This is a genomic window from Microbacterium meiriae (genome assembly GCF_040702565.1).
In the GTDB taxonomy this organism is placed as follows: domain Bacteria; phylum Actinomycetota; class Actinomycetes; order Actinomycetales; family Microbacteriaceae; genus Microbacterium; species Microbacterium meiriae.
Genome location: NZ_JBFBLJ010000001.1, coordinates 1,248,038 through 1,263,062, shown reverse-complemented (window position 1 = coordinate 1,263,062; position 15,025 = coordinate 1,248,038). Strand labels below are relative to the sequence as shown.

Below are 15,025 nucleotides of genomic sequence, written 5' to 3'. Positions count from 1 at the left end.
GCCCCCGGCCGGCACGAGGCTGGATGCGTGCGTCGTCGACGTAGCCGGTCACGGCTCGGACCTGACGGCCAACCAGCACCTCCTCGGCGCAGCACCCGAGATCATGGCGGCCGACGTCCTCGCGTCCAAGCTCCCGTAGTCCGCCAACGCACGAGACAACCGCGCCCCTCCGAGCCGTAGCCAGGTCGCGACGCAACGTCACGCTGCGTTGCCGAGCGGTGCGAGGCCTATCGACACACGGACAGGATGCCGGCCGCGAGGGGTCCGTCGCAGAGGAGAGCGACGTCGGTGTCGGGCAGAGCCGTGAGGCCAGCGCATCGCGCGACCACCAGACCCGAACAGCCCCTGCCCTGCGTTTCCGCAGGTCAGGGGCTGTTCGCCGGAGCCCCCTGTGGGAATCGAACCGACGACCTCATCACGTCGGCTTTGCGTCTATCGCTTGATGTGCCCACTGGGCGAACGAGCCGCTGACCTGCGCAAACGCCGAGCGTGGGGGGAGCCTGACCCGGTTTCCCGGACACCTGAGTTGAGGCGATGATCGTCTCGGAAGGAGTCCGTGAGATGCCTGCTGCCCACCCGCCGGAGTTCCGGCGTCGAGCCCTGGATCTGGTCGCCCAGGGAAACCCTGTCGGTCAGACCGCTCGTGATCTGGGGATCAGCGAGTCGTGCCTTCGGAACTGGATAAACCGCGACGCGATCGACTCCGGCCGCAAGGCCGGGATCACGACCGACGAGCATATGGAGCTGGTCGAGCTGCGTCGCCGCAACCGCGTGCTGGAGATGGAGAATGAGATCCTCAAGCGCGCCAGCGCCTATCTCGCTCGGGAGAACGTACTCCCAAAATAGGGTTCCGGTTGGTCCAGGAGCTTGCCGCGAATGGGGTTCCCGTCGCGGTGGCCTGCCGGTTCCTCAGGGTGTCGACCTCGGGATACTACGAGTGGGCGTCGCGTCCGCCATCGCCGCGGACGATCGCTGATAGGGCGCCCACGGCGACGATCCGGCGGGTTCACCGCGATTCGCGCGGCACCTATGGTGCTCCGCGGGTGCTGGCCGAGCTGCGGCTCGGGCTCGGTGTCCACGTGGGCAAGAAGCGCGTCGCCCGGGTGATGCGCCTGGATGGCCTGACCGGGGTGTCTCATCGACGCAAACGACGAGGCTGGAAGCCGGACACGGCGACGCACGAGGACCTCGTGAAGCGACAGTTCCGCGCGCACGAGCCGAACCGGCTCTGGTTCTGTGACATCACGCAGCATCGCGCGAAAGACGGGTGGGTTTACTGCGCCGCAGTGATCGACGCGTTCTCCCGCCGCGTCGTCGGCTGGTCGATCTCAGACAGAATCACCGCGGAGATCGTCGTTGACGCGCTCGAAATGGCTCGCTGGCGCCGCCGACCCGAGCCTGGCACCGTGGTCCACGCCGACCGAGGAGCGCAACACACGTCGTGGCTCTTCGGCCACCGACTCAGGCAAGCCGGACTGCTCGGCTCGATGGGGCGAGTCGCCTCATCGGTCGATAACGCGCTCGTCGAGTCCTTCTGGTCCACGATGCAACGCGAGCTCCTCGACCGCTCAACCTGGACATCCCGGACCGAGCTGTCGTCGGCGATATTCGAGTGGATCGAGGGCTTCTACAACCCCACCCGCCCGCACACCGCGCTCGGCAACCTCAGCCCCGTGGAGTTCGAACGACTTCACAACCCCGCCGCAACCGCGGCATGATGAACACAGAGAAACCGTCCGGGAAACCGGGTCAGGCTCCACCGACCGCTCGCAACCGTTCAGGAGCAGGATGCAACCCTCGACAGTGTTCACCATCGGTCACTCCACACACCCGATCGAGGAGTTCATAGCGCTGCTCGAAAACAACGGCGTGCAACAACTCATCGATGTGCGGACGGTTCCCGGCTCCCGACATAACCCGCAATTCGGCGCGCAGGCGCTTGAGGAAAGCCTGACGCACGCAGGCCTGCACTATGCGCGGATGGAAGAACTCGGCGGTCTCCGCCACACCCCAGTGAATGTGGAGAGCATCAACGGCGCCTGGCGCAACAAAAGCTTCCGAAGCTACGCCGACTACATGCAAACCGAGCCCTTCGCGCGTGGAATAGACCGTCTGATCGATCGAGCAAAAGAGAAGATTGTGGCGATCATGTGCGCGGAAGCGGTCCCGTGGCGCTGCCACCGGTCTCTCATCGCGGATGCGCTGCTCGTTCGCCACATTTCTGTGAAGGACATCATGAGCGCCACCTCCACCAAACCCCACACACTCACGTCGTTCGCGTCGGTGGACGGGCAGCGGGTCTGGTACCCGCCCACTAACCTGGAAGGGCAACCGTCTCGCCCACGCGGAACCTGATCGCGCAGGCATCCGCTGTCGACCGGCAGACCTCCGCGTCGACGAGCGCCGGCGTGGCGCCGAAGCGCACCCACGCTTTCGCAGGCTTCGGCCGCGGGTAGATCGTCACCGGTTCTACGTCTAGGCGCAGCTCGGCGCTCGAGAGCGACTGCAGGGGGCCGGCCTCCGCGGCGATCCGCTCGAGGATGCGCGTATCCATCCTGCGATCGGCCGCCGACGGGTATCACTTCGATGTACCCACTGCCGATCCTCCTTGCGGACCGCCAGGTTATCGATTTTAGAACAGATGTTCTATTTCGTGTGCTCGTCCGCCAGGTCGTCCGAGGCGTCAGCCTCGGCTTGAATCTGCTCAACCTCGGCCCGCAGTCGGATCAGTATCTCCTTGCTGTGATCCGCGAGTGCGGTATCCCAGGCATCGACGACGCTGGTCGGGTGTCGACTGTGGCTCTTTTGATCCGAAAACCCCATGCCCTGAGACTGGGGAGAGGGTTCCGCGCAGCGGGACCCGGGCACCATCCCGGCTCGATCGCTACACACATCAACGCAAGGCGAGCCCCTTGACACGTGGTTCCCGAGGGTGTCCGCTACCTCGCGAAGGGCTGCATTGTCAAGGCCCTGCCAGGAGGCTATCAAGGCCAGAACGCTACCGAGCAACACCATCAGATCGGAGTAGACATGAAAGCAGTGGTGTACGAGGGACCCCGTCAGGTCAGCACGAAGGAGGTCCCGGACGCGAAGATCGAGCGGCCCACCGATGTCCTGGTCAGGGTGACGACGACGAACATCTGCGGCTCGGACCTCCACATGTACGAGGGGAGGACCTCCTTCGAGGTGGGCCGGACGTTCGGGCACGAGAACATGGGGGAGGTCATCGAGGTCGGTAGTGGCGTGGAGAAGGTCAGGGTCGGAGACCGGGTTGTGCTCCCGTTCAACATCTCGTGCGGGTTCTGTAAGAACTGCGAACGCGGCCTGACCAACTACTGCCTCACCACTCAGCCCGACCCATCACTCGCCGGTGCGGCCTATGGGTTCGCCGACATGGGTCCCTATGGCGGTGGCCAAGCGGAGCTTCTCCGCGTGCCTTTCGGTGACCACAACGCGCTGCGCCTGGGCGAGGATGCGGAGGAGAGGGAGAACGACTACGTCATGCTCTCTGACATCTTCCCCACCGGCTACCACGCCACCGAGATGGCCGGCGTGATCCCCGGCGACAGCGTTGTGATCGCTGGGGCGGGTCCGGTCGGATTGATGGCCGCCCTGTCCGCGATGATCAAGGGCGCGGCAAAGGTGATGGTGGTCGATCGCCACCCTGACCGGCTCGCGCTGGCCGAGCAGATCGGTGCGATTGCCATCGACGACTCCAAGGTCGACCCCGTGCAGGCTGTGCTGGACGAGACTATGGGGCTCGGAGCTGACCGTGGTTGCGAATGCGTGGGCTACCAGGCCCACGATCCGCAGGGCAACGAGGACACCGCCGCCACCTTGAACATGCTCATCAACGCGGTCCGCTTCACCGGAGGGATCGGCACCGTCGGCGTGTTCGTCCCCCAGGACCCGGGGGCCGAGGGCGAATTGGCCAAGCAGGGCAAGGCGGCCATCGACTTCGGCACACATTGGTTCAAGGGGCAGACCATGGGAAGCGGTCAGGCCCCGGTCAAGCGGTACAACCGCCAGCTGCGGGACTTGATCGCAGCCGGCAAGGCGACCCCTTCGTGGATCGTCTCCCACGAGATCTCGCTGGACCAGGCTGCCGATGCCTACAAGAACTTCGACGCCAGGTCCAAGGGTTGGACCAAGGTCCTCATCAAGCCCGGCATGTCAAACGGAACGAAGGAAAACTGAGATGGCAGCAGAACTTCAGGGCAAGAGGGTCGCGATCCTCGCCGCCGACGGAGTCGAACGCGTTGAGCTCGAGCAACCCCGCGAAGCACTGGAACGGGCCGGCGCTCAGACCGAGGTCCTTTCGATCCACGACGGCGAGATCAAGGCCCGTAAGAACGACCTGGATGAAGCGGGCACGTTCACCGTCGACGGGTTGGTCGCCGACGCCTCGGTGGGCGACTACGACGCCCTGCTGCTTCCAGGCGGCACGGTGAACCCCGACCAGCTCCGGGTCGACAAGGACGCCGTCTCCTTCGTCCGCGACTTCGTCGAAACTGGCAAGCCCATTGCCGCGATCTGTCACGGGCCTTGGACGTTGATCGAGGCTGGCGTGGTCGGAGGTCGCACCTTGACGTCCTTCCCGAGCATCCGCACGGATCTGCGCAACGCCGGAGCGGAGGTCGTTGACCAGGATGTCGTGGTCGACGGGAACCTGATCACCAGCCGCTCACCCGACGACCTGCCTGCGTTCTGCGATACGATCGTGGCGAAATTTGCGAGCAGTTCGACCCAGGAAGAGGTGACGTCATGAGCGTCACGAAGGGACTGCTTGTCAGGCTGGAGGCCCTGCCCGGCAAGGAAGACGAGGTCCAGGAATTCCTCGGTATCGGGCGAGGGCTCGTCGAGGAGGAACCGGCCACCGTCGCGTGGTTCGCGATCCGTCTCGGCCCGTCCTCCTTCGGGATCTTCGACGTGTTCTCCGATGACGCCGGCCGCGACGCGCACCTGTCTGGCGCGGTTGCGACCGCTCTCGGCGAGCAGACCGGCACGTTGTTCTCCGAACCGACGATCGAGAAGTTGGACGTCCTGGGCTCCAAACTCCCCGCCTGACACCACAGACCGGGAGTACTGGCCCAGAAAGGAGGGGTCGCTGCGCGCGGTGACTTCGGGCTTACACAGCCCGCTGACGTCGTGGCAGCGGCCCCTTCTCTTGCGGCCTATCGCTAATCACCAACAGATCGAGGAACCGCGATGACAGGAACTGACGACGGCGTTTCCACGACGCGTTCACCCGAGATAGCAGTGATCGGGGGCGGGATCGTCGGTCTGTCGACGGCGTACGCGCTGCGGGAGCAGGGCGTGCCGGTGCGCTTGTACGAGGCTGGTCTGCCCGGGACGGGTCAGTCCGCAGGCGAGTCGCGGATCTTCCGGCATGCCCACGACGACCCGCGACTCGTCGCTTTCGCGCGCGAAAGCCGCGGCGTATGGGATGAGTGGGCCGAACACTTCGACGCCGAGCTGGTCTCATCAGACGGTGTCCTGGCGATCGGAGACAGCGCCCTGGCGCGGCTGCGGGTGCTCGACCAGGTCGGCGGCGTGGAAGCGCACGAGATCGACGCGGCCGAGGTCGCCCAGCGGATGCCGCTGCTCGCTGGGTACTCGGGGCCAGCGGTGCTCGACGAGTCGGGCGGCGCGATCCGCACCCGCGCCGCGATCACGGCACTCACGGGTGCCCTCGCAGATGCGGTCACCACCGGTGAGGTCATCTCCATCGATCCCCGCGCCGACGGGACGGTCGAGGTGCGTAGCGTCACCGACCGGGCTGTCTACTCCAAGGTGGTCGTGTGCGCCGGCCGCGAAACCGCCCGTCTGGCACGCAGCGTCGGCCTCTCGCTGCCGGTTCGCCTTGCCGCACACGTCCGGCTGACCTTCGACGTGAAAGCCGCCGCCCCGGCACGAGTCGCGTGCCTGCAGGACAGCAGCGGCGTCTTCGGCGAAGTCGGCGTCTACGCGACGCCGCTACCGGGCAACAGCAGCTATTCGGTCGGACTCAGCGACACCGTGGGCGTCCGCGACGACGGAACTTTCATCGACCCGGCGGCGATTCGATCGCTGGACGAACGCGCACGCGAATACGTGTCACGGGCGCTGCCTGGTCTCCACCCAGAGCCGCACGACTTCCTTCACTGCTGGGTGACCGACCTCCCGTGGAGTGAGGACGGCGTGGCCGTGTGGGAGGCAAGCTCTGTCCTTTTTGTGGCCGGTCACAATTTGTTCAAGCAGGCACCTGCGCTGGGTCGCGCTCTTGCCCGGGCTGCGACCGGCGGCGGTCTCCGCGCCGAGCTCACGCCCGAAGCGCGCCTCGGCGAGGCCCAGAGCTAGGGCGTGTCTCCCAATCGCGTGGGGGGTGACCCGCGATTGTGGCCGGCGAACTGTTCAGCGAACCCACGATCGAGAAGTTGGACGTCCCGGCCTCTAAGCTCCCCGCCTGAGACTAGGCGGATTCCAGCGGTCGTTGCAACACGACGTCCTCTGAGCATACGAAAGTGCCCCTTCCGGTCGTTCGCCGGAAGGGGCACTTCTATCGTTACTCGAGAGTCGAATCAGGGTGCGATGGGGCGGATTGGAACGAGGCAGTCGACCTCGCCCTCTCGCTTGTAGTACTCGATGTGCGGTCGGTTATCGTCGTGATCCGCAAGGGCGAAGAGAGCATCGAATGCTGGAGCGATTTGCCCGTAGATTTCAGGTGCGTTGCCACGAAGTCGTAGGCGAAGGTAGGGGCCGCCGGGGATCGTCGTTTCGTCGAGGCCGAGTGAGTTGGCGGTGTCTCGGTCTAGGCGCACGGATGACAAGCGGTAGATATCGTTGCCGCCGAAGACGAGCCCCATCATCTTGCGGCCCTGCAGCGAGTCAAAAGCTCCTTCAAATTCAGGCCACGCGGTTTGCACTGCATCGACATCGAGAGTGACATCACGGCTGAGCGCCGGGGTGTCGGGGAGATCAAAAACATCGATTCGCCCAAGGGCGTGCGTGTGCGGATAGATCGTCATGCCCTCGTGTCTAGCATTTTTCTTGTCCCCAGCGACAGCCCCGGGCCGAGCCCCTTATCTGGCGCTGTGGGCTGACCCCGTGATGTAGGTCCAGTCGTTGTGTGAGTCGTCTTGATGCTCGCTGCTGCGGGCAGGAAGACTGGTCTCATCATGACGAACACGAGGAAGCGGCACACGCCTGAGCAGGTCGTGCGCAAGCTCGGACAGGCCGACCGGATGCTGGCCGATGGCGCGGACGTCGCGGCGGTGTGCCGCGAGCTGGGCGTGTCGGAACAGACGTACTACCGGTGGCGCAACCAGTACGGCGGGCTCAAGGCCGACGACGCCAAGCGCCTCAAGGAGCTCGAGAAGCAGAACGCCACCCTCAAGCGTCTGCTCGCTGAAGCAGAGCTGGAGAAGGCGGCGCTGAAGGAGCTGGCAGAGGGAAACTTCTAGGCCCGGGCAGGAGGCGCGCCGCCGTCGCTCACCTCATCGCGAAGATGCGGGTGAGCGAGCGGATGGCGTGCCGGCTGACCGGGCTATCCAGGTCCGCCTACCGGCGCACCCTCAAGGCCGCTACCGTCGCCGACCCCGACGCCGCCTTGCGTGAATGGCTGCGCGGTTACGCGAAGAAGCACCCCCGCTGGGGCTACCGGCGCGCGTACCACGACGCCCGCGGCGAGGGCTGGCAGGTCAACCACAAGAAGATCCAGCGGCGATGGCGCGAGGAAGGCCTACGCGTGCCCCAGCGACGTCGCCGTAAGCGCATCGGCTCCTCGACCGCGGACGCCCCCAAGGCGTGCGCCCCGAACGTGGTGTGGGCCATCGACTTCCAGTTCGACGTCGACGAGGCCGGGCGTCCGATCAAGATCGCGTCGATCGTGGACGAGCACACCCGGGTCTGCCTCGGCGGGCTCGTGGAACGCTCCATCACCGCCGACCGTCTCACCGACCATCTCGACGACCTCGTCAAGCTGCACGGCCCGCCCGCGGTCCTCAGAAGCGACAACGGGCCCGAGTTCATCAGCCAGGCGATCGCCGACTGGGCCGGCACCCGCACCGGCTTGTCGTACATCCCGCCCGGCTCGCCGTGGCTCAACGGCTACGTCGAGTCGTTCAACTCCCGCCTGCGCGACGAGTGCTTGAACATCAACAGCTTCTACTCACTGCTGCACGCCCAGGTCGTCATCGGCGACTGGAAGGTCGAGTACAACACCGTGCGACGCCACTCGGCGCTGGGCTACCTCACCCCGGCCGACTATGCTCGCCACTGCACCCACGAAATGGAACCCGACGACTCACACAGAGACCGGACCTAACAACGGGGGCGGCCCAGCTGAGCAGAGACGCCATCCGTTGAGTGGGAGTGTCCCAGTCGAGAGTCTTGCGGGGTCGCGTGTTCAGCTCATGAGCAACCATCTCGAGCGTCTCGGCCGAGTACTTTGACAGGTCGGTGCTCTTCGGGAAGTACTGCCGCAGGAGACCGTTCGTGTTCTCATTCGAGCCGCGTTGCCAGGGTGAGGCGGGGCCGCAGAAGTACACGGGCATGTCGGTCGACATGGTGAACGACCGGTGCTTGCCCATCTCGCTGCCCTGGTCCCAGGTGAGAGAACGGCGCAGGTGCGCGGGGAGCCGCTGAATCGTGTGTGCCAATGCGGCGCCGACGGTGACGGCGCCGTGGTCGTCGGGCAGGTGGACGAGCATCGTGAACCGGGTCGTGCGCTCGACGAGTGTGGCGATCGCGGAACCGCTGTTCTTCCCGATGATGAGATCGCCCTCCCAGTGGCCTGGAACGGCTCGCTCTTCAACCTCAGCCGGTCGATCACTGATCATCGCCATGGGGTCCCGGTAGCGCGGCTGGCGAGTCTGAGCCCGCTTGTGGGTCTTCCGGCGCAGTTCACCCCGTCCCTGGACGTAGAGGGCGAGGTAGATCGTTTCGTGGGCCACGCGCACCTCCGGTCGGTCGGGGAAGTCCCGCTTGAGTGAGTGCACGATCTGCTCGGGGCTCCATCGGATCTCCAGTTTGCGCTGGATGTAGTCCCGAAGCTCGGGATTCTGTGCGATCTTCCCCGCCTTCGGCCGCGGCAGACGCGCCATCGCCCGGTCGTGCGCGGCATACGGACAATAGTCGCCCGACCGGGGGTGACTGTTCCGGCGAACCTCCCGGCTGATCGTCGACGCCGGCCGTCCCAGCTCGGCCGCGATCTTCCGCAGCGACCACCCCGCACGCAAGCTGTCGGCGATGAAGATGCGATCCTTCTCCACTATGATCCGGTCATGACTTCGTCTGATTCTTCACCCGCCGCCGACGCGCAGGTTCGGGTCTCGGGTGCTCGGGAGCACAACCTGCGGAATGTGGACCTCTCCGTTCCGCGGGACTCGTTAGTGGTGTTCACGGGTGTGTCGGGTTCCGGGAAGTCATCGTTGGCGTTTGGGACGCTGTACGCGGAGTCGCAGCGACGGTATTTGGAGTCGGTGGCGCCGTACGCTCGCCGTCTGATCGACCAGGCGGGCGTTCCCGATGTTGACTCCATCACCGGGATGCCGCCGGCCGTGGCGTTGCAGCAGCAGCGTGGAGGACGCAGTGCCCGGTCCACGGTGGGAAGCATCACCACGGTGTCCAGTCTCGTGCGGATGCTGTACTCCCGCGCCGGGGACTATCCGGATGGGCAGCCGATGCTCTACGCGGAGGATTTTTCTGCGAACACGGTGCAGGGGGCCTGTCCGGAGTGTCACGGCATTGGTCGTGTCTACGCGGTGCCCGAGGAGCGGATGGTGCCGGATCCGTCGCTCACGATCCGGGAGCGCGCGATCGCGTCCTGGCCGACGGCATGGCACGGACACCAGCTCCGCGACGTGTTGGTGGCCCTCGGCTATGACGTTGACGTGCCATGGAAAGATCTGCCACGAAAAGACCGGGACTGGATCCTTTACACGGATGAGACCCCGTTCGTTCCGGTCCACTCCCGGTTGACGCTTGCTGAGGCTCGCGCCGCGACCAAGGCCGGGGTCGAGCCGAGCTACTCGGGCACCTTCGTGGGAGCTCGCCGGTATGTGCTGGACACATTCGCGAACTCGAAGAGCGCGTCGATGAAGCGTCGCGTCGCGCAGTACCTCGACGCTGCCCTATGCCCGGTCTGTCACGGGAAGCGGCTGAAGCCTGAAGCGCTCTCGGTCACGTTCGAGGGCCTGGACATCGCGGAGTTCTCGCAGTTGCCGCTTCGAGAGCTTGCTGACATGCTCTCCGACGTTGTTGCGGAAGCGCAACAGGCCGAGACCGTTCCGAATGGTGCTGTGCTGCATGCCAATTCCCGTCGCGCAGCCACGGAGCAGCGCATCGCCGCCGGAGGGTCCGCGCACGCCGCCGCACCCGATGTGCGCCGCACCGCAAACCGTTCGCCGGAGAAGCGCGCCGCTGCGTCCCGACTCGCTTCCGGGCTGATCGAGCGACTCCGCCCACTGACCGATCTTGGCCTCGGGTATCTGTCGTTAAGTCGAACCACCCCGACCCTGTCGGGTGGCGAGTTGCAACGAATCAGGCTCGCCACACAGCTCAGCTCCGACCTGTTCGGCGTCGTCTATGTCCTCGATGAACCATCCGCAGGTCTTCACCCGCAAGACGTGACAGCGCTCTTGAAGATCCTCGACGGGCTCAAGAGAAGCGGAAACAGCCTGTTCGTCGTCGAACACTCCGTCGATATCATGCGGCACGCGGACTGGCTCGTGGACATCGGCCCCGGCGCGGGCGAGCACGGCGGCCGCGTTCTCTACAGCGGCCCTACCGATGGGCTTGCCGACGTCAAGGACTCAGTGACACGCGGCTACCTCTTCGGTGGCAGTGGACTGCCCCCGCACACCCCTCGCGACCCGCGCGGGTGGCTCCACTTGAAGGACGTGACTCGTAACAACCTGCACGGCGTCTCCATCGACATTCCCCTGGGTGTTTTCACCGCGGTCACCGGAGTCTCGGGTTCCGGCAAGTCGAGCTTGGTCAGCCAGGCCCTCCCGGCTCTCGTCGGTGACCGCCTCGGTCACAGCACTCCGGCGGAGGACGAACCGACCGGCGACGAGCTGCTCCTTGCCGATACCCCAGAGCGGCTCGACGGTGTCCTCGACGGCTCCCTCGAGGGGGTCCGGCGGGTTGTCAACATCGATCAACGACCCATCGGACGAACCCCCCGATCGAACGTTGCAACATATACGGGCTTGTTCGACCACGTCCGTCGACGCTTCGCTGAGACGCCCGAGGCTCGCTCGCGTGGGTACAAGCCCGGCCGTTTCTCCTTCAATGTCTCCGGCGGCCGCTGCCCCACCTGTGAGGGCGAAGGGTCCGTGATGGTGGAGCTACTCTTCCTCCCATCCGTGTACACCGAATGCCCCGACTGTCACGGGACCCGGTACAAAGCCTCGACCCTCGAGATCACTTGGCGGGAGCGCACCATCGCTGACGTGCTCGCGATGAGCGTTGAGGAAGCCCACCCGTTCTTTGACGGTGAAGACGACATCACCCGCTCACTAGCTGCACTGTCAGACGTGGGCCTCGGATACTTGCGACTCGGACAACCGGCAACCGAGCTCTCTGGAGGTGAGGCACAACGCGTGAAGCTCGCAAGCGAGCTACAGCGCGCACAACGAGGGGACACCTTGTATGTTCTCGACGAACCAACTTCGGGCCTGCACTGCGCTGACGCTGACCGGCTCGTGACGCATCTGCAAACCCTCGTCGACGCAGGAAACACCGTCGTCGCGGTGGAACTTGACATGCGGGTGGTGGCAGAAGCCGACTACGTCATCGACCTCGGACCCGGCGCCGGCGATGATGGCGGCGCAGTCGTCGCCGCTGGAACTCCTGCACAAGTTGCCGAGAACGGCGTCGGCGCGTCCGCGGAATACCTTGCCGCGGCGATCAAACTGATCGTTGCGGCTACCTGAGCAGAAGAGCCGACGCTTGACAACCGATGACCCGGTACGCAGTCACAAGAGCACTGAGCAGCCAAACTTTCCACAGGCGAATCAAGTGTGTACACACCTCAGGGATCGGCTACGGTCGTCTGCGCCGCGAACGCCCAAGTTCAGTGGAGGGCGGCTTTCCACGCCTCGAGCCAGGGGATGACGTCGCGCAGGTCCTTCGTGTCAACGGCAGCGGACGCGGCCGCCCGAGCCGGGGCCCGGCGTTCAGAGTGAGTGATGTCGGCACGGCGGCGAACAGCGGAAGGTCGGACCGACTCTCACCGATGGCACAGCAGTGATCGATCGAGACGCCGTGCTCCGCCGCGAACTGGAGGGCGCGATCTCGCTTGTCGTACTCGTTGAAGTGCTCCGCCACGGTGCCGTCGTAGTCGCTCCCGACGACACGCACTCGGGGGCGCCGTTAGCGGTGAGTCCGTGACGTTTCGCGATCGCATCCGCAACGGGCTGCCAAGCCAGTGACGCTAGGACCGGCTCGACATCGTGCTGGACGCACCAGGCAACGACAGCGTCAATCCCGGCGATCAGTGGAAGCTCCTCGAGCCACGCGGCAACAGTTGACATCGGAGTTCCGCGCCATCCCTCAGCGTCGATGACGCTGACTTCCTCGTTCGTCAGCTCACCCTCGGCGTACCGCTGCTCAGCGGCGTCGAGCACGCGTGCATGTCCAAAGCGCTTGGCGAGGAAGCTACTGCTCGAAATGGAGGGAACGTCACGGTTCAGAGTGGCATCCGTTGGTCGCCCGAGACAGAGGCGCTCGTGCGCGCGGCCAAGGCCCGCACCAACAAGACCCGTCGCGCGCTCGTGGAGGAAGCGATCGCGCAAGTCTGGGGCTCCGACGCCGTGTAATCGGCCCACTCTGGCGCCGGCGACTCGCCGAAGCCGAGCAGGTCGATGGCGATGCACCGCGGTGGGTGCGCTCGAGCAGCGGGATCACGTGGTGAAACGTCACCGACGAGGACGCGATACCGTGCAGCAGCAGCACCGTCGGGCCCTCGCCGCGTTCCTCGGCGATATGCAGCACCGGCATGCGGCGAAACCACCTCATTCGACGCAACGTCGAGCGGATCTCGCCCGCTACGCCCGCATGGGCCACCGGAGGATCCGCGGGTTCTCCCACGGCTGCCGGGTTCGGGGCGGCGTGCGGCGTCAGGTGTCCCTGGATGCCGGAGCTCATGCGCACACCCGACTGTGACGACCCTCGTTCAGGTACTCGTGGATCTGCCGGACCACACTGGCGCCCTCACCCACAGCCGAGGTCATTCGCTTCACAGACCCGTGCCGCACATCGCCGATAGCGAAGACCCCGGGGATGGTGGTCTCCAAAGAGAAGCGGGGGCTTCCTTCCGTCCGCGCGCCGGCCAGCTCCGCCTCCTCGCCGGTGAGGATGTACCCGTCAGGATCGCGTGCCACATCGACCTTCAATCCCGTCGTCGCCGGAGCGGCGCCGATGAAGACGAACACGTGCCCCACGCGGAGCTTCTCCAGCACGTCACCGTGACGGACTGTGACCGCTTCCAAACGGTTGCCGCCGTGTGCTTCCACGACCTCCGAGGACAGCAGCACGTTGATACGGGGGTGATGTTGGATCTGGTCCACCAGGTACCTGGACATTCCCGCTCCCAGGTCCGCGGCGCGCACCACAAGGTGCACACGGGAGGACGTGCGGGCAAGAAACAGCGCCGCCTGGCCGGCGGAGTTGCCGCCGCCGACAACAGCGACAGGTGTGTCTACGCACATCTGCGCTTCCTGCGCTGTTGCCGCGTAGAACACGTTCGAGGTCTGGAACCGGTCCAGCCCCGCGGCGGGAAGCGAGCGGTATCGCACTCCGGTGGCAAGGACCACCACATCTGAGGTGACCTCCCTGCCATCTTGGAAGATCACCCGGAAGCAGTCCTCATCTTCCACGACCTCCTGGACCGTGGTCGGGATGTCCAACGTGGCACCGAACTTGCGCACTTGCAGGAGGCTGCGGTCGGCGAGCTCAGTGCCGGAGATTCCGGCAGGAAACCCCAGATAGTTCTCGATCTTCGCTGACGTTCCCGCCTGCCCGCCGGTGGCGACCGTGTCGCACAGGTAGACCGACAACCCATCGGAGGCTGCGTACACCGCCGCGGCAAGACCAGCCGGCCCAGCGCCGACCACCACCACATCGCAGGTGGCCGGTGGGGCGGGCGGGCGCATCCCCAACTCTTCGGCAAGCCGTGCCGGGGTGGCACCCAGGACGGTGCGTGAGCCGCCGAGGATCACCAGCGGGAAGTCGGCGACGGTGGCGCCGAGCTGACGGACCAGCCGCTCCGCTTTCTCGTCGTCATCCAGGTCCACCAGCCGGTGGGGCAGCCGGTTTCGTGCGATGAAGTCCAGCAGATCCCGGGTCTGCGGGGAGAAGCAGGAGCCGACGATCCGCAGGCCCGCTCCCGCCCCGATGGCCAGGGAGCGGCGGATGAGGTAGGCCCGCAGGATGATCTCACCCAACAGCGGGTCCGAGGTGACGATGGCCTCCAGCTCATCGACGGGCACCTCCACCACCTCGGCGGCGCCGATGGCGGAGACGAACACGAAAGACGGTTGTCCTTCTAGCAGCCCGACATCCCCCACGAACCGGCCGCGGCCGTGCACCTCGACCGCCAACGACTCATCGGAGTGACGCGGATCCGCCGCAAGCTCGGTGTCCGCCGTCAGCAGGTGCCCTTCCAGGACGACATAGAGGGAGGACGGGTGCTCGCCGGGCTGGATGAGAACCTCCCCGTCGGTGAGGGTGCGGCGCTGCCCTCGTACGAGCAGCACCGCGATCTGCTCGTCGCTGAGCCGCGGGAAGGCGCCGATGGTGTCAGGCGTCTCGGCCTGAGCGACCTGGCGGCGGTTGGCGGCGGGCGTGTCACTCATAGGTACGCTTCGTCCACGTAGCACCAGCTCCAGTTCTCCCCCAGCTCCAGCGACCGCACGATGGGGTGCCCCGCCGTGAGCGCATGCGTGCGGGCGTGCCGCATCGGGGAGGAGTCGCAGCACCCGACCTTCCCGCAGGTGCGGCACATCCGCAGGTGCAGCCAGGGCGTGCCGGCCGCCACGCA

At 65.8% G+C, this 15,025-nt stretch carries 14 protein-coding genes and 2 pseudogenes; 11 read left to right on the top strand and 5 right to left on the bottom strand.

The annotated features are described in order from the left end of the window. Positions 1 to 61: 61 nt before the first annotated feature. The 4 genes and pseudogenes from AB0310_RS06145 to AB0310_RS06130 form a co-directional block, all read left to right on the top strand. Positions 62 to 139 (top strand): annotated as a pseudogene (locus AB0310_RS06145) (antibiotic biosynthesis monooxygenase); the annotation flags it as partial. Positions 140 to 561: 422 nt separating this feature from the next. Then, complete coding sequence (locus tag AB0310_RS06140; protein ID WP_366236789.1) at positions 562 to 846, top strand: transposase; 285 nt, start codon at positions 562 to 564, stop codon at positions 844 to 846. A 47-nt stretch (positions 847 to 893) separates the two neighbouring features. Then, on the top strand, positions 894 to 1,718 hold the full coding sequence (locus tag AB0310_RS06135) for an IS3 family transposase (protein ID WP_180964644.1): 825 nt from the start codon (positions 894 to 896) through the stop codon (positions 1,716 to 1,718). 70 nt (positions 1,719 to 1,788) lie between these two features. Next, complete coding sequence (locus AB0310_RS06130) at positions 1,789 to 2,355, top strand: DUF488 domain-containing protein (RefSeq protein WP_366236788.1); 567 nt, start codon at positions 1,789 to 1,791, stop codon at positions 2,353 to 2,355. 291 nt (positions 2,356 to 2,646) lie between these two features. On the opposite strand, the gene AB0310_RS06125 is transcribed toward AB0310_RS06130, so the two are convergent. Next, a complete protein-coding gene (locus AB0310_RS06125) occupies positions 2,647 to 2,823 on the bottom strand; it encodes a hypothetical protein (RefSeq protein ID WP_153244971.1) in 177 nt (58 codons plus the stop codon). Positions 2,824 to 3,030: 207 nt separating this feature from the next. Between AB0310_RS06125 and AB0310_RS06120 the strand changes: the two genes are divergently transcribed. The 4 genes from AB0310_RS06120 to AB0310_RS06105 all read left to right on the top strand — a co-directional run bounded on the left by AB0310_RS06120 (position 3,031) and on the right by AB0310_RS06105 (position 6,339). Continuing rightward, positions 3,031 to 4,197: a glutathione-independent formaldehyde dehydrogenase gene (locus AB0310_RS06120; protein WP_366236787.1), complete on the top strand. Its 1,167-nt coding sequence runs from the start codon at positions 3,031 to 3,033 to the stop codon at positions 4,195 to 4,197. Position 4,198: 1 nt separating this feature from the next. Further along, positions 4,199 to 4,768, top strand: coding sequence for a type 1 glutamine amidotransferase domain-containing protein (locus AB0310_RS06115; RefSeq protein WP_126892905.1), 570 nt, complete (start codon positions 4,199 to 4,201; stop codon positions 4,766 to 4,768). After that, positions 4,765 to 5,067 carry a putative quinol monooxygenase gene (locus AB0310_RS06110; RefSeq protein ID WP_366236786.1) on the top strand — a complete coding sequence of 101 codons (303 nt, stop codon included), beginning with the start codon at positions 4,765 to 4,767 and terminating at the stop codon, positions 5,065 to 5,067. Before AB0310_RS06115 ends, AB0310_RS06110 begins: the two co-directional genes overlap by 4 nt. 141 nt (positions 5,068 to 5,208) lie before the next feature. Continuing rightward, positions 5,209 to 6,339, top strand: a complete 1,131-nt coding sequence (locus AB0310_RS06105; RefSeq protein ID WP_366236785.1) for an NAD(P)/FAD-dependent oxidoreductase — start codon at positions 5,209 to 5,211, stop codon at positions 6,337 to 6,339. 221 nt (positions 6,340 to 6,560) lie between these two features. Here the strand turns inward: AB0310_RS06105 and AB0310_RS06100 are convergent, their stop codons facing one another. Beyond that, positions 6,561 to 7,007, bottom strand: coding sequence for an AraC family transcriptional regulator (locus AB0310_RS06100; protein ID WP_366236784.1), 447 nt, complete (start codon positions 7,005 to 7,007; stop codon positions 6,561 to 6,563). Positions 7,008 to 7,157: 150 nt separating this feature from the next. Between AB0310_RS06100 and AB0310_RS06095 the strand changes: the two genes are divergently transcribed. Beyond that, positions 7,158 to 8,305, top strand: a protein-coding gene (locus AB0310_RS06095) for an IS3 family transposase (RefSeq protein ID WP_366236783.1) whose coding sequence is annotated in 2 segments (ribosomal slippage) — positions 7,158 to 7,428 and positions 7,428 to 8,305 — 1,149 coding nt in all. Because the reading frame shifts where the segments join, the coding sequence is not laid out codon by codon here. 16 nt (positions 8,306 to 8,321) lie between these two features. Here AB0310_RS06095 and AB0310_RS06090 read toward each other — a convergent pair. Continuing rightward, a pseudogene (locus AB0310_RS06090) lies at positions 8,322 to 9,266 on the bottom strand (IS30 family transposase); the annotation flags it as partial. Here AB0310_RS06090 and AB0310_RS06085 point away from each other — a divergent pair. Then, entirely contained in the window at positions 9,264 to 11,918 is a 2,655-nt protein-coding gene (locus AB0310_RS06085) for an excinuclease ABC subunit UvrA (RefSeq protein ID WP_366236782.1), read from the top strand. The pseudogene AB0310_RS06090 and the gene AB0310_RS06085 sit on opposite strands and share 3 nt — an antisense overlap. Before the next feature lie 699 nt (positions 11,919 to 12,617). Further along, the gene (locus AB0310_RS06080; RefSeq protein WP_366236781.1) at positions 12,618 to 12,803 is read left to right on the top strand and encodes a hypothetical protein; all 186 of its coding nucleotides are present in this window, start codon (positions 12,618 to 12,620) and stop codon (positions 12,801 to 12,803) included. Between the two features lie 324 nt (positions 12,804 to 13,127). Here the strand turns inward: AB0310_RS06080 and AB0310_RS06075 are convergent, their stop codons facing one another. Both AB0310_RS06075 and AB0310_RS06070 read right to left on the bottom strand, forming a co-directional pair. Next, complete coding sequence (locus AB0310_RS06075) at positions 13,128 to 14,840, bottom strand: FAD-dependent oxidoreductase (protein WP_366236780.1); 1,713 nt, start codon at positions 14,838 to 14,840, stop codon at positions 13,128 to 13,130. Further along, entirely contained in the window at positions 14,837 to 15,022 is a 186-nt protein-coding gene (locus AB0310_RS06070) for a UBP-type zinc finger domain-containing protein (RefSeq protein WP_245642855.1), read from the bottom strand. The genes AB0310_RS06075 and AB0310_RS06070 overlap by 4 nt, the downstream gene beginning before the upstream one ends. Positions 15,023 to 15,025: the final 3 nt, after the last annotated feature.